The following is a 15,504-nucleotide window of genomic DNA, read 5'->3' on the forward strand; positions in this document are numbered from 1 at the left end:
TAAGAGTATTTATTACATTTTTGATTAATTAGTATTGTTAAAATTAATCTTATGATATAATAATATAAATTAAGCTACCTGATTTAGCTTTTATTTATTCTTATAATAGGAGGATAGCTAATGAGTGAAGACAAGAAATCAAAGAAAACTACAAAAAAGTCTAATAAAAAAACTAAGAAAACTAAGCGCAAAAAAAGTGTATTTAAGATATTATTAATTTCTTTTTTATGTTTAATTCTAACATGTTTTGTAGCTGGTGGTGGTGCGATTCTAGCTATGGCTAAAACTACTCCAGAACTTGACTTAGAACTTATAACTTCAATGAATGAGCCTGCAAAATTTTATGATGATAAAGGTGAATTAATAGATACTTATTTAACAGAACAAAAACGTGAACCTGTTTTAATCGATCAAGTTCCTGAGCATCTTAAGGAATCCTTTGTAGCTATAGAAGATGAACGTTTCTATTCTCATAACGGAATAGATCTTATAAGATTTACTGGTGCTATGCTTGGAAATGTTAAGAGCATACTTAAGGGTCAACCTGAGTTTCAAGGTGCTTCCACAATTACTCAACAGCTTATAAAGCAAAGATACTTCTTAGAAGAATCTTTAAATAACAGATTGAGTATAAAAAGAAAAGTTCAAGAGATGTATCTTGCACTTCAATTAGAAAAGCATTTATCTAAGGATAAAATTTTAGAAGCTTATATGAATACAATATATTTAGGTGGTAGTGCTTATGGAGTTAAGGCAGCTGCACTACAATACTTTGATAAACCTCTTGATGAGCTTACTCTTACAGAGTCTGCTTTTATAGCAAGTTGCGCCCAAAGTCCATCTGTTTCATATTCAGCAGCTAAATATGCTTTTGATAATAATGAGTTACACGAGTCTCCTAGAACTAGTTCTGTTTTAAACTTGTTATTAAAAAACAATAAGATATCTCAAGAAGAGTATGATGAGGCCATAAAACCTCAATTAACTTATAGCTTTAATAAAAATATGGAAGAAAAAATGCAATTTGAATGGTTCTCTCGTCCAGTAATTGAAGCTTTATCAAAGGATTTAAAAGAAAAATTAAAATATGATGATAAGGATATAAATAATCTTTTGGCAAGTGGCGGATTAAAAATATACACTACTATGAATACAGAATTGCAAGAGGTATCTCAAGCAATTTTAGATGATGTTCCTGGTGGTAAAAACCCATTTAATAGTTCATTATTACCTAAGCAAGATAAGCTTCAAGCCTCTGCTGTAGTAATGGATTATCGTACTGGTGAGGTTAAGACAATAGTCGGTGGTAGAGGAGAACAAGCAGCTTTATCTTATAACAGAGCAGCTTCTAATGCTTTTTTAAGAGCACCTGGTTCTGCAATAAAACCACTTACAGTTTATGCACCTGGTATTGATTCAAAGAAAATAACTGCTGGTACAGTTTTTGATGATACTCCTATTCCAGAGAATATAGGTAAAAAATATGCGGGTCCTGGTGAAAAACCATATAACCCAAATAACTCTCCTGTTGGTTACTCTGGATATTCAACTGTTAGGGAAGCTATTCAGCGTTCTCTTAATACTATTTCAGTTAAGACTCTTGATCAATTAGGTTTAGATTTAGGTGCCTCATATGGTGAAAAATTTGGATTACAATTAGATTCAGAGGATAAATCTAGTATGGCTGCCTTAGCCTTAGGCCAAACTGACAGTGGAGAATATAATGGAACTAATCCATTAACCATATCTGCTGCTTATGGGACCTTTGGAAACAATGGAGTAATAACAGAGCCTATACTATACACTAAGGTTGTAGATAGAAATGGTAAAGTTTTAATAGATAATGCACCTGAAACAAATCAAATTTTAGATGCAAAATCTTCATATATTATGTGGGATTTATTAAAAGCGCCTGTAAGTCCTGGTGGTACTGCTCCTGGAGCTGTATTTGACAGCAATGTTCCTGTTAGAGGTAAAACTGGTACATCTAGTTTCTCTAAGGATCTTTGGTTTGCTGGACTTACTCCTAACTATTCTGGAGCAGTTTGGGTAGGTACTGATGATTATTCAACAGTAAACGGCTTATACAGTAATACAATGGGTCAACTTTGGGCACGTATTATGAGTCAAGCACATAAGGGTGTTGAAACTAAAGAAGTTGCTATGCCTAGTGGCATAACTTGGGCAGATATTAGTAAGGACTCAGGTACATTACCTTCAGACTTAACCTTTAAAGATCCTAGAGGAAATAGAGTCTATAAAGAAATATTTATAGACGGAACAGTTCCTACTACTATTGATAAGGTTCACGTTGCTGCTAAAGTTGTAAAAAAAGGCGATAGATATGTATTAGCCTCAGAGACAAGTAATCCTTCTGCTGTAGAGGATAGAGTTTTTATAACCAGAGCATATAATCCTGGTGCTTCTGTTAAAGACCAAGCGTATGTTCTTCCAACAGAAAAAGATGATTCTATTTTCAAACCTGAAGAAAATAAACATGAAGATAAAAAACCTGAAGGCGAAGAATCAACAACTCCTCAAGAGCCAAATAAGCCTAATAACGGAGGAGAAAACAAACCTAATGATTCTAATAAGCCCAACACAAACAAGCCTAATAACGGGCAGGAAGGACCTTCAGATAATAAACCTGAAGCAAGAACAAATACATTACTTAGAAATTTAAGTATAGCAATAAATGATACATTAAAAAAGCTGTGGTTTTAACCACAGCTTTTTTATATAGTATATTTAATTATTTCTTAGTTTTTAGTTCTAGCTTTAAAAATTGTAGCCATTAAATACCCGAATACTATTGCTGCGGTAATTCCTCCAGCAGTGCCCTTTATTCCACCTGTAAATACACCTAATAGTCCTGTTTCTTTAACTTCTTTTATAACGCCTTTTGCTAAAGCATATCCGAATCCTGGTAATGGAATGGTTGCTCCTGCATTACCAAACTTAACTATATATTCATATATACCTAAAGCACCTAAAATCACACCTAAGGTAACATATCCAACCAAAACATGAGCTGGAGTAAGTTTAGTCTTATCTAAAATAATTTGTGCTATAACACAAAAAATTCCTCCCACTAAAAATACTCCTAAATATTTAACTAACATTTTGCACCTCCAAATTCAATTGCTACTGCATGAGCAATACCCGGTATTGACTCTCCTTGCAAGCTAGTAGTTGTACTTAGAAGTGCACCTGTAGACACTAGAAGAACCTTTTTAAACTTACCATTTAATAAGGATTTATATAGATATCCACAGAATACAGATGCAGAACATCCACACCCACTTCCTCCACACATTACACCATCTAAGCATTTATCACCACATTTATCAGGATTACTCTTATCTCCATTATTTTCTTTAAATATTTCCACTCCACAATCTATGTACACCTTAGAAACATCATACCCATATTCAAGTAATAATTTTTTAGTTAATTCCATTCCATAGCTACCTAAATCTCCAGTAGCTATTACATCATAATAATCAGGAGTTCTACCTGTATCACGTAAATGTTGTTTTATAGTATCAACCGCTGCTGGAGCCATAGCTGCACCCATATTATTTGCATCTGTAATTCCATAGTCCATAATTTTACCAGTAGTAACATGAGTTATTTGAGGATAAATTTCTCCTCCTTTTGAACTCACAATAGCCGCACCTGAAGCAGTTACAGTCCATTGAGATGTTACTTTCTTTTGCCCACCATATTCTAATGGTGTTCTAAATTGTCTTTCAGCTGTAGAAAAGTGTGAAGAAGTTGCAGCTATGCTATAATCACTGAATTCCCCATCTACATTCATTGCTGCCATAGATAAGGATAATGCCATAGTAGAACATGCCCCATATAACCCTATGAAAGGTATTTCTAGCCCTCTTAAAGCAAAAGTAGATGCAGATAATTGATTTAATAAATCTCCTGCAAATATATAATGTATATCCGTATTTTTTAAGTTCGCTTTTTCCAAAGCCTTATTTACAGCTGTAGTTACTAAGCTACTCTCAGCTTTTTCAAAGGTTTCTTGCCCATTTTTATCATCTTCTAAGATTACATCAAAATACTTTGATAATGGCCCTTCACCTTCCTTAGGTCCAACCACGGTACCTGTACTTATTATTTTAGGTCTATTTATTAACTCAACAGTTTGTTTACCAATTCTTTTAGACACTTTCTTCACCACCTATAAATTAAAAATATAATATATGAGTCCCACTATAACAGATGAGCCTATTCCATATACTAATACTGGACCAGCTATGGTAAACATCTTAGCTCCTAATCCTAAAATGAATCCTTCACTTTTGAATTCAATAGCTGGGGATACAATAGAGTTTGCAAAACCTGTTATAGGAACTAAGGACCCTGCACCAGAAAACTCACCTATCTTATCATAGACTCCAATTCCTGTTAAAAAGGCTCCTATGAAAACCATAATTATAGATAAAAAATTAGCTGCATCTGGCTCTGAAACTCCAAAATGCATCATTACATCTTTTATAATTTCTCCAACAACACAAATTCCTCCACCTACTATAAAGGCCTTTGTACAATGTAGTGCTAAGGGTGGTTTAGGTTCTGCTTGTTTATTCAATTGATTAAACTTGTTTTTTATTTTTTTTTCTGTTACCTTATCCTTATTTTCTTTATTATTCACTTATACTCCTCCTTTCACTAATAACACTTACTTAAGTTATTTTAAGCAATTGTAAAAAATTTAAACCTTTAAATAAAAAAAACTCATATGAATTTCATATGAGTTAGCTTGTCAATTTCTCTTTTAATTTTAATAGTACACGTTTTTCAATTCTTGATACCTGAACTTGACTTATACCTAAAACCTTGGCAACTTGTACCTGTGTCTTATCTTTAAAATATCGAAGCATTATTACCTGCCTTGATTTTTCATCTAAAGAATATAATAAATCCTTCAAGGCTATCTTATCTATCAAATTATCACTTTCCTCGTAATTATCACTTAATTTATCAATAAGTAATACTGGTGATCCATCATCTTGATGTATTGTATCATACAAATATTGTGGCCCAACAGAAGATTCTAAGGCAAAAATTATATCTTCCTTACTTATCTTCGTATACTCCGAAAGTTCTTCTAAGGTTGGCTCCTTTCCAAGCTTGTTGCATAATTCTTCCTTAGCATAATGTATTTCCTTAGCAGTGCTTTTTAAGCTTCTACTAACCTTAATCATTCCATCATCTCTTAAAAATCTTTTTATCTCACCCATTATCATAGGTACTGCATATGTGGAAAATCTCACATTAAACTTTGCATCAAAATTATTTACAGCTTTAATTAAACCTATACAACCAATTTGAAAAATATCATCATACTCATATCCTCTATTTAAGAATTTCTTACATATAGAAGATACCAATGGTAAGTTAATCTCTGTTATTTTATCTAAGGCTACTTTATCTCCACTTCTCGCTTGTTCAATAAGTTCTAAATTATCATTATATTTATCTACCTTACTTTGGACCATAGTCTTATCCATATTTTTCACCTAACTTACTGATTCAAAAACTTTTTTAATTATTACTGAAGTACCCTCACCTACATTTGAATTTACTTTTAGAGAATTAGAAAAACTTTGCATAAACATGAAACCCATTCCAGCATGTTCAAGATCAGCTCTTGAGCTATAAAAAGGAGTCATTGCAAGATCAATATCCTCTATTCCCTTACCTTTATCTTCAACCTTTAATATTAACTCTTTTCCCTCTAAATTAGCTTCTAAAACTATTATCCCATCTTCATTATCATCATATCCATGTATAATAGCGTTAGTTACCACCTCTGAAATTATGACCTTTACGTCTTCAATTTCATCTAATGTAGGGTCAATGTCAGAAACAAAGGCTGCTACCGCTACTCTTGCTAAAGATACATTTTGAGATTTGCTTAAAAACTCTAACCTCATACTATTTTTAAACATGGTTAATCCCCCCACTAAATATTCTCCAATGCTTCTTCGATGTTATCATACAGTTTAATTATTTTATGTATACCTGATAACTCAAATATTTTATCTAGATTACTTTTAACATTAGCTATAGCTAAATTACCGCCCTTTGAATTTAATCTCTTATACCTTCCTATGATCATTCCAATTCCAGAGCTGTCCATAAAGTTAAGAGCCGAAAAGTCCATAATAAGTTTGCTAATAGCATCTCTATCCAGTCTATCATCAATCTTAGTTCTTACTTCTTCCACATTATGATGATCAAGTTCACCCTCTATACTTACTATTAAAACATTATTTAATGCCTTGAACTCTAAATACATTATTTTTCCCCCCTAGTAGTATTATTATATCTTTAATAATTCTTTTGTTATTTTATAATTTTTTCCATTTATTTATATTTTATACCAAAAACTATATATTGCAAAGACTTTTTTTGTATTTTTAAGTTTTTTTCTCAATTTTTACCCTTTATTCACTATATATTTAATTTTTATTATAATATTTGTTGCAATTTAAGTTTTTTATTGTAATTTTTATTTTATATATACTACTACTAAGTTGAAATTTTATGCGCCTTAAAATTCCTCTCATATTCTATTATACATTTTTTAACTAAATATACAAATTAAATATATTTCACATTTAATAATTCCATCTTATTGATAGTAATTTCCTGTACTAATCTATAAATCTATTTATAAAATTACTAAAGTGCTAAATATACTCCTTATACCTTTTTTACTGCAAAACAAAAGAGACTGTCTTATGAATAAATCCCTAAAAAGAATGTTATATTTATAAATTAATTATAAACTAAACATGTTTTAAGATTTATTCTTACTTCGACAGTCTCTTTAAAATATACTTATTTTAGAATAAACTAACTAATACATACAACCAGTGTGCTGATATACCAGCTGCAAGTCCACCAAAGGTATGACTTATAATTGCACTACCTGTAAGTTTTCTACAGTTTAAGCTATCCATCATAGCTACATGTGTACTTAAGTATCCACTCCAGCACATACCCATAGCTGTAAATATTGCTATTTCATTTCCACCAATTAATCCTTGTTGTAAAAGTTTAGGTACTAAACTTATAGCTGCACCAACTGCGCCTAAAGATGTAATAGGGAATGCTAATGCTTCTGAACTTTGGAATCCAAATAAAGGCTCTAAAATAAAGCTTATTTTATCTCCAAGCCAAGGTAATACTCTTACCCCTTCATATGCAGCTCCAGTGTATGTACCTGCATCAGAAGGTCCATTAGTAAGCATTAATACCATTGTACAGATGATTAATACTCCTGGCACTATTGCTAGTCCCATATCAACACCTGATTTACCACCCTCTAAAAGAGCTTCTAAGAATCTTCCACCAAAGCTACCGCTTCTAACTTCTCTATAGTTCATGAAATCAAAACTATTAGAATCATCTTCGTAAGCCATAGCCTCTGTACCATATTCCTTTTTAGTAGCTCTCATCATAAGTCTTACACTTATAATACTACCAATAATAGCTCCAATATTACCTATTAATGCTGGTAATATAAAACTTTCCCCTGTAGGTGATTTTTGAGCAATCATGAATGTAGTTAAAATTAATCCCATTCCGAAAGCTGTACCTAAGTTAGTTAGTGCTGGTAACTGATATTTTTTAAAGTATCTTAAAAAACCTTTATCTTGAGCTAATGTTATAATAGCTGGGTTATCTGATAAATAAGTTGTAATCATTCCTAATGCAGCAGCACCTGGAAGATCATATAAAGGTCTCATAAGTGGTGATAATAATCTATTAACAATAGAAATAACTCCAAATTCAGATAATAAGGCAGCTATAGCACCTGCTAATACCGCAATACCCATTATAAAGAATACTGTATTAAGTAATAAATCATGAGCTGTTTCCATTAATGTATTAAACATATTAACTGTGCCCATTTTCATTCCTAAAAATACAAAGAATGCTAAAAACCCAGCGAAGAATAAAAATCCTTCTGTACTAATGGATTTTTTAACATTTGGATTCTTTAGCATGTTTTCTTCTTCATTAAGTTGTTTTGTTTTCTCTTTTTTCATAACTTTTCCCCCAAAAATGTTTTACTAGATATATATAATTTTAAATACTTTTATAAACGATATTTACTATCTCCTGCTTCTTCTCTTCCCCTTTTTTTAAAATATTACAACAATGCTGTTCTATCTTTACAACTTCATCTTTATTATGTATAAATGCAAGATTTACTCTTACGTTCATTATGGATGTTTCTATAGCAGCTTGCAGAGTTATAGCAGCCACTCCAGCATCTGAAAGAACATTTTTATTACCTAGCCTACATGCAACTAAAATATAATCATAAAATTCCAAGGATTTTTCTGCAAGCACAAGTGGTACCCCCATAGCATTTTCATATCCCTCTTGTAACTTACTCTCTCTAAAAGACTTTTCCTCTTCAGTATTTTTCGGAAGTTTATACATATGCATTAACTCTGTAAAAGCTTCCATATCCTTAGTTATTAATTTCATGAATTCTTCTGTGTTTATCTTGCTTGCTGCTAAAGCCTCATCCACTAGTCTTTTTTCTTCACTATTGTAGTTTTCATAAATTTTCTTTCCTACAGTAAGATTTAAAACCATAGATGTTAATGCGGAAGATAAAGAAGCACATAATGCACCCACACTACCTCCACCTGGAACAGGTGATGAAGATGATAATTCATTTATAAATGTATTTAAAGTTTTTTCTTTCAAAATTTATTACCTCCAAATTAAAACAAAGTGCTTATTTTAAAATCTACTTTCAAAACTCTATAATATATTACCACATAATAAAATATATTACCCTATTATCCACAATTTTCTGAAAGACTTTTTTTATTTTTCTGCTACCTTTTGTTAATCGAACAGTAATCTTATTATCTATTGAAAATTTTCTCTATTTTCCAAAAACTCTTTTTTTAGACGTTTTGTTTTTAAGCCTATAGTAATCTTATATAATTTTCCTCAAAAATTCAATAAAAAATTACAAAAAGTTTCTTAAAATATAAAAAAATATTTTTATATTTTTCACATATACCATGTTTTTCATAAATTGTATCTATTTATTCTATTGTTTTATACATATACAAAATATCATTTATTTGATTTTTTCAAAAATTTAAATTCTTCTATATTTCTTATAGATAACTTCATCTTATAATCTTTACTTCTTATTTTGTTTATCATACATACTTTCTTTATCATACATAAAAAAAAGCCTTAGCATAAAGATTCTTAGAAATAATATAAAGTAACTTATTATTAAATAACTGTATATTATGCCAAGATTCTCAATGCTATAGACTCTTTTTATATATTATTTTTTACTACTTAATTTGTTATATAAATCCTTAAATTTTGGATTATCCTTTACTGTAAGTAAGTAATCCATAAATTCTTCGTTTAAATCCTCATTTTTAAGTGCAAATTCAACAGTTGCTTGAAGGAATCCTAGCTTATCACCAACATCATATCTTCTTCCTTCAAAGTTGTATGCATACATTTCTTCTCTATTTATAAGTTCTTTTAACGCATCTGTTAATTGAATCTCATTATTCTTACCTGGTTTTTGATTACTTAAGATATCAAATATCTCAGGAGTTATTATATATCTACCTAATATTGCAACATTAGAAGGAGCTTCCTCTGGGTTAGGCTTCTCAACTAAATCATCAACCTTATATAATCTTTCTCCTATTTGCTCACCCTTAATAATACCATATTTAGATACATTCTCTGGAGCAACTTCTTGAACACCTAATACTGAAGCATTGTGTTCCTCATAATAATCCATTAACTGTTTTAAACATGGAACTTCACTATCTACAACATCATCTCCAAGTAATACTGCAAAAGGCTCATTTCCTACGAAAATTCTAGCACAATTAATAGCATGACCTAATCCTTTAGGTTCCTTTTGTCTTATATAATGAATATCTACCATACTAGAAATATCCTGAACAATCTTTAATAATTCAGTTTTTCCAGCCTCTTCAAGCTGAGCTTCTAATTCAAAAGATTTATCAAAGTGATCTTCTATAGATTTTTTATTTCTTCCAGTTATAATTAAAATCTGCTCTATTCCAGATTTAACTGCTTCTTCTATAATATATTGTATTGTAGGCTTATCAACTATAGGTAACATTTCCTTTGGTTGAGCTTTAGTTGCAGGTAAAAACCTAGTTCCTAAACCTGCAGCAGGTATTATTGCCTTCTTAACTTTCATTTCTATTTCCTCCCAATATAAACCATTAGCTAATTCAAAATAGATATTAAGCTTATTTTATATAGTTTTTAAGTTCGCTCACTATCTCATCCTTTGGATCTAATCTCGTAGCTATTTCCATGTGATTTTTAGCCTCTTCCATATTTCCTAGATTTAAATAACACATAATTATATTAGTGCATATTTCTACGGACTTAGTAGCTTCAAAGGCCTTTTTAAAATATAAAATAGCTCTCTCATAATCTTGTAAGCTTGCATAGTTTATTCCATACTCATTAATAACTTCAATCAAACCATCATCTATAGTAAATGCTTCATTCAAATAATATATAGCCTTTTCAAAATTTTCTAAATTTCTATATGCAACAGCTACATAATAAAAAACTTCTGCACTATCTGTAAAGTACTCAATTAAAGGTAATAAAATTTTAAGTGCTGCTGTAGGATCTTCATCCACAAGCATTTTACCCTTCTCATATTGATTAATAGAACTTAAGCTTTGTTTAAACTCTATTACTTCACTGGTTTCTTTTCCGCCTAAACTTATATATAGATTCAGAGAATGTAGTGCCCCTTGAAAGTCCTTCTTATCTCTTAAAATTAAAGATTCATATAAATATGGTGATGAGAATCCTTCAGTTTTCTTACCCATATCTATAAGACTCAATTCTTCAAACTCAAACATTTCATCTAGAGATCTTAAATTCTCTAAAATCAAATATGCCTTTTCTAAATTCTCATTTGATTGTTCTATAGTTATTAATCCTTTTAATAATATATAAGCCTCTTCTAATTCATCATCACTAACTAAGTTAGCAATTCTCCCCTTAATGAAATAAGTTGACTCCTCTAAGGATTTTAATATATTTTTATACTCATTATTATACCTAAACTCCGAATCCGCACCTAAAACATAGAACATCCCCTCTATTAAATGCTTTAGAGGAATATTTTTAAAGTCTTCACCTTTTTCTACATTATCCGCCACTTCATTAGCCTTAATAGGTACATATATGCCCTTTTTTAAAATACATTCCCCTATTTTAGTATCAGCTTTTATTTCTATAAATAAAAGCTTAGATAACTTTTCATTAAAGCGAGATTTTATATCCATATAACACCATCCTATGCTCTATCAATTATACTCATAATATTTTCTTTTAATTTTTCACTTTTGTTTAAGCTATCTTCTAAGCCTTTACCAATAACCGAAGTATATATCTTCATTTTTGGCTCAGTTCCTGATGGTCTAACCACAAACCAAGAGTCATCCTCTAAAACAAATTTAAGCACGTTAGAAGCTGGAAGATCTATTGTTTTCTCTTCGATACTCTTAACATTTTTTTCTTTGCTTACTTTATAATCTAACTTTTTAACAATGTCTACTCCATCAATTGAAGAGTTCATTGAATGTCTTAAGAATTCAAGAGTAGCTTTTATTTGTTCTTGCCCTTCTTTACCCTCTAAACTTATAGATATTAAATTTTCCTTGTAATATCCATATTTTTCATACAAATCTATTAATGCTTCATATAATGACTTTCCTTTTGATTTATAATATAAAGCCATCTCACATATTAAAGCTGAAGCAACTACAGCATCCTTATCTTTTACAAAATCTCCTGCTAAGTAACCATAGCTTTCTTCAAATCCAAAAATAAAGTTCTTTTCCTTATTTTCTTCATATTCATGTATTCTTTCACCAATATATTTGAAACCTGTTAATAAACTTTCCACAGTAGCACCATATTCTTTAGCAATAGTTTCTACCATATCAGTTGTAACTATAGTTTTTATAATAACAGGATTTTCTTTTAGCTTTCCTAATTCACTAAGGGACATAAGCATATAATGTGTTAATAACACACCTGTTTGGTTTCCACTTAAAACCTTATATTCACCATTATTGTCCTTAACTACAACTCCTATTCTATCACAATCAGGATCTGTTCCAAAAATTATATCTGAATCCACTTTTTTACCAAGTTCAATTGCTAATTCAAATACTTTTGGTTCCTCTGGATTTGGATAAGCTGCAGTAGGGAAGTTTCCATCTGGTAACTCCTGTTCTTTTACTACAAAAGTATTTTCATAGCCTAGTTCATTTAAAACTCTTCTAACAGGCTTATTTCCGCTACCATGTATTGGAGTATAAACTATCTTTAAATCTTTTGCTTTATTTTCTACTAGCTCTTTGCGTATAACTAAATCTCTTACTTTATCCACATATATTTTTTCAATCTCTTCATCTATTATGTTTAATTTACCACTTGCTATAGCTTCTTCATAACTCATATATTTAATTTCTGTAAATATATCTAAACTATCTACTCTCTCTATAACCTTTTTAGCAGCATCGTCAGTTATCTGCCCACCATATTCATTGTATACTTTATATCCATTATATTGTTTTGGGTTATGAGATGCCGTCATTACGATTCCGGCTTTAGATTTTAATTTTTTTACAGCAAAAGATAACATTGGAGTTGGTTTTAATTCACTAAATAAATTAACCTTAATGCCATTAGCACATAAAATACATGCTGCTCTTTCTGCAAAGGTTCTTGAATTATTTCTTGAATCATATGCTATACTAACTGATATATCTTCATTTTTATATTTATCATTTAAATAATCTGCTAATCCTTGAGTAGCTTTTCCAACTGTATAGATGTTCATTCTATTGCTACCAATACCCATAACTCCTCTTAAGCCACCAGTACCGAATTCTAAGTCTTTATAAAATCTATCTTCTATTTCCTTTTCACTGCTTAAGTTTTTTAATTCAAGCTTTTCATTGTCATCTAGTAACTCTGAACTTAACCAAGTGTCATACTTATCTATATAACTCATATCTTACCTCCACAACTTAGTCATACGAAATATATTATACTACATTTTTATTAATTAACCACACATTTATATAATTTTATTTACCTCTTTACAATTTCATAAACTTTAAGTAACTATTTCTATGAATTTAGCACCTTTTCTAGCATTAATTAGTATCTTTTTCAAAATTAATTTATATTATTATATCATATGTACTTTTCTTAACATATAAAACAATTGCTTTCAAATATATTTTTACTTATAATATTATTTGCTACATATAATAAGTAATGTTTATGCTATAATATTTTAAGATAACTTTTAAGGTAGGTGTTGTGAATTGTATAAACTTAATCAAAATGAAACTCCTTTGTTTGATGCTCTAAAAGAGTATGTTGACAGAGAGACTTTACCCTTTCACGTTCCCGGCCATAAAAAAGGTTTAGGTATGGATGAAGAATTTAGATCCTTCATAGGTGACAATGCTTTTAAAATAGATGTAACAGTTTTTAAACTTGTTGATAGTCTACACCATCCTACTGGACCTATAAAAAAGGCTCAAGAGCTTGCAGCTGATGCTTATGGTGCAGATGCAGCATTTTACTCTATGCACGGAACATCTGGAGCAATCCAGGCGATGATTATGTCCGTTGTAAGTCAAGGTGATAAACTTATAATACCTAGAAACGTTCATAAATCCATTACTGCTGGTATTATTTTAAGTGGTGCTGTACCTGTTTATATGCAGCCAGAGCTTGACAGAACTCTTGGAATTGCTCATGGAGTATCACCTGAAACAGTAAGGGAAACTCTAGAAGCTAACCCTGATGCAAAGGCTGTATTAATTATTAACCCAACTTATTATGGAGTTGCTACTAACATAGAGGAAATTGTTGAAATAGTTCATAGCTATGATATTCCTTTAATTGTTGACGAAGCACATGGTCCTCATTTAAAATTCAATGAAAAGTTACCAATGTCAGCAATGGAAGCTGGTGCTGATATTTGTGCTCAAAGTACGCATAAAATAATAGGTGCAATGACTCAAGCTTCTTTACTACAAGTTAGAGGTGAAAGGGTTTCTATACCTAGGGTGAAGCAAATGCTAAGTTTACTGCAAACTACCTCACCATCTTATGTTTTAATGGCTTCTTTAGATTGTTCTAGAAGACAAATAGCAATTAACGGAACTGAATTACTTGATAAATCAATAGAGTTAGCTTCTTATGTAAGAACAGAGGTAAATAAAATTCCTGGATTCTATTGTTTTGGTGAAGAAGTTCTTGGTGTTGATGGAGCTTATTCCTTTGATCCTACTAAAATAACTATTAGTTGTAGAGACTTAGGTATAACTGGATATGATCTTGATATGATTTTATCAAATAAATATCATATCCAAATGGAACTTTCTGATTTGTATAACGTATTAGCTGTAGGTTCCTTTGGAGACACTCAAGAAGGAATGGATAAACTTTTAGATGCATTAAGAGAAATAAGTGAAGATTACTATGGTGAAGGTAAAAGATTAAGTGATTTCCTTGATATTCCTAAAATACCTAAACAAATCTTACTTCCTCGTGATGCCTTCTATAGTGATAAGGTATCCGTAAAGATATCTGAAAGTGTAGGAATGACTAGTGGAGAATTCCTTATGGCTTATCCTCCTGGTATTCCAATTCTTTGTCCTGGTGAGATCATAACTCAAGAAATAGTAGACTATGTTTATGAATTAAAAAGAGTTGGTCTTTATGTTCAAGGAACTGAAGATAGCGAAGTTGAATATATTAAAGTTGTTAAATAACTACATAATATAAATTATAATAAATAAAGAGGATGTACAACTAAAGCTTTAGTTGTACATCCTTTTTATTTGTAAACAAATTTTGGAAATTATATTTTCTTTTACTATCTTTTAATTAATTAACGTAACTTTTTTAAGTCTATATAGTCTTATCCTTTTTTCTTATTTTCAGTGCTCCTAACAATACTAACAATACACCCATTAATACTGTAGTTGTAGATTTTTTCTGCCCTGTTGCAGGTAAAATACCTGTATTTTCCTTATCCTTTTCTGGAATTGAAGGCTTTTTCTTATCCTCTTCTTCCTTAATGGCTTTCTCTAACTCTAATATTTTAGCTTCTGCATCTTTTAATTTATTTTCTATTTCCTTTGAAACTAAAGCCTTCTGAGCTTCTGTCAAATCACTATATGCTTTTCTTGCTTCTTCTACAGCTTTTTTATTCTCTAAAGTTATTTTCTCTGGCAAATCATTTATCTTATTTATTACACCTTCTGCTACCTTTTTATCGGCTTCTTCTTTTTGAATCTCTTCTTCCAACTGTGCTATTTTAGCTTCTGCATCTTTTAATTTATTTTCTATCTCCTTTGAAACTAAAGCCTTTTG

At 30.6% G+C, this 15,504-nt stretch carries 14 protein-coding genes; 2 read left to right on the top strand and 12 right to left on the bottom strand.

Translation table 11 applies throughout. From position 1 onward, the window contains the following. The first annotated feature begins 120 nt into the window (after positions 1-120). Positions 121-2,724 carry a transglycosylase domain-containing protein gene (locus tag BUA48_RS13915; RefSeq protein WP_072832673.1) on the top strand — a complete coding sequence of 868 codons (2,604 nt, stop codon included), beginning with the start codon at positions 121-123 and terminating at the stop codon, positions 2,722-2,724. 35 nt (positions 2,725-2,759) lie between these two features. Here the strand turns inward: BUA48_RS13915 and spoVAE are convergent, their stop codons facing one another. The 11 genes from spoVAE to BUA48_RS13970 form a co-directional block, all read right to left on the bottom strand. After that, positions 2,760-3,122: a stage V sporulation protein AE gene (gene spoVAE / locus BUA48_RS13920; RefSeq protein ID WP_072832674.1), complete on the bottom strand. Its 363-nt coding sequence runs from the start codon at positions 3,120-3,122 to the stop codon at positions 2,760-2,762. Continuing rightward, on the bottom strand, positions 3,116-4,186 hold the full coding sequence (gene spoVAD / locus BUA48_RS13925; protein ID WP_072832675.1) for a stage V sporulation protein AD: 1,071 nt from the start codon (positions 4,184-4,186) through the stop codon (positions 3,116-3,118). The genes spoVAE and spoVAD overlap by 7 nt, the downstream gene beginning before the upstream one ends. A 12-nt stretch (positions 4,187-4,198) precedes the next feature. Next, positions 4,199-4,672 carry a stage V sporulation protein AC gene (gene spoVAC, locus BUA48_RS13930; RefSeq protein WP_072832676.1) on the bottom strand — a complete coding sequence of 158 codons (474 nt, stop codon included), beginning with the start codon at positions 4,670-4,672 and terminating at the stop codon, positions 4,199-4,201. Positions 4,673-4,775: 103 nt separating this feature from the next. Next, the gene (sigF, locus tag BUA48_RS13935) at positions 4,776-5,531 is read right to left on the bottom strand and encodes an RNA polymerase sporulation sigma factor SigF (RefSeq protein WP_143147729.1); all 756 of its coding nucleotides are present in this window, start codon (positions 5,529-5,531) and stop codon (positions 4,776-4,778) included. 9 nt (positions 5,532-5,540) lie between these two features. Beyond that, positions 5,541-5,972 (bottom strand): anti-sigma F factor, encoded by a 432-nt coding sequence (gene spoIIAB, locus BUA48_RS13940; protein WP_072832677.1) that lies wholly within the window; start codon positions 5,970-5,972, stop codon positions 5,541-5,543. Between the two features lie 14 nt (positions 5,973-5,986). Then, a complete protein-coding gene (gene spoIIAA, locus BUA48_RS13945; RefSeq protein ID WP_072832678.1) occupies positions 5,987-6,322 on the bottom strand; it encodes an anti-sigma F factor antagonist in 336 nt (111 codons plus the stop codon). Positions 6,323-6,872: 550 nt separating this feature from the next. Further along, positions 6,873-8,039, bottom strand: a complete 1,167-nt coding sequence (locus BUA48_RS13950) for a CD0519/CD1768 family membrane protein (RefSeq protein ID WP_143147731.1) — start codon at positions 8,037-8,039, stop codon at positions 6,873-6,875. An 82-nt stretch (positions 8,040-8,121) separates the two neighbouring features. After that, the gene (locus BUA48_RS13955; protein WP_178138991.1) at positions 8,122-8,754 is read right to left on the bottom strand and encodes a cyclodeaminase/cyclohydrolase family protein; all 633 of its coding nucleotides are present in this window, start codon (positions 8,752-8,754) and stop codon (positions 8,122-8,124) included. A gap of 604 nt (positions 8,755-9,358) precedes the next feature. Then, on the bottom strand, positions 9,359-10,267 hold the full coding sequence (gene galU / locus BUA48_RS13960) for a UTP--glucose-1-phosphate uridylyltransferase GalU (RefSeq protein ID WP_072832681.1): 909 nt from the start codon (positions 10,265-10,267) through the stop codon (positions 9,359-9,361). Positions 10,268-10,319: 52 nt separating this feature from the next. Then, on the bottom strand, positions 10,320-11,381 hold the full coding sequence (locus BUA48_RS13965) for a tetratricopeptide repeat protein (RefSeq protein WP_072832682.1): 1,062 nt from the start codon (positions 11,379-11,381) through the stop codon (positions 10,320-10,322). An 11-nt stretch (positions 11,382-11,392) separates the two neighbouring features. Further along, positions 11,393-13,120: a phospho-sugar mutase gene (locus BUA48_RS13970; RefSeq protein WP_072832683.1), complete on the bottom strand. Its 1,728-nt coding sequence runs from the start codon at positions 13,118-13,120 to the stop codon at positions 11,393-11,395. A gap of 319 nt (positions 13,121-13,439) precedes the next feature. On the opposite strand from BUA48_RS13970, the gene BUA48_RS13975 reads away from it, so the two are divergent. After that, a complete protein-coding gene (locus BUA48_RS13975; protein WP_072832684.1) occupies positions 13,440-14,900 on the top strand; it encodes an aminotransferase class I/II-fold pyridoxal phosphate-dependent enzyme in 1,461 nt (486 codons plus the stop codon). Between the two features lie 139 nt (positions 14,901-15,039). Here BUA48_RS13975 and BUA48_RS13980 read toward each other — a convergent pair. Then, positions 15,040-15,504 (bottom strand): LPXTG cell wall anchor domain-containing protein (locus BUA48_RS13980; protein WP_143147730.1); only part of this gene is annotated, 465 nt, incomplete at its 5' end.

This window comes from Clostridium collagenovorans DSM 3089, from assembly GCF_900130005.1.
Lineage (GTDB): Bacteria > Bacillota > Clostridia > Clostridiales > Clostridiaceae > Clostridium_D > Clostridium_D collagenovorans.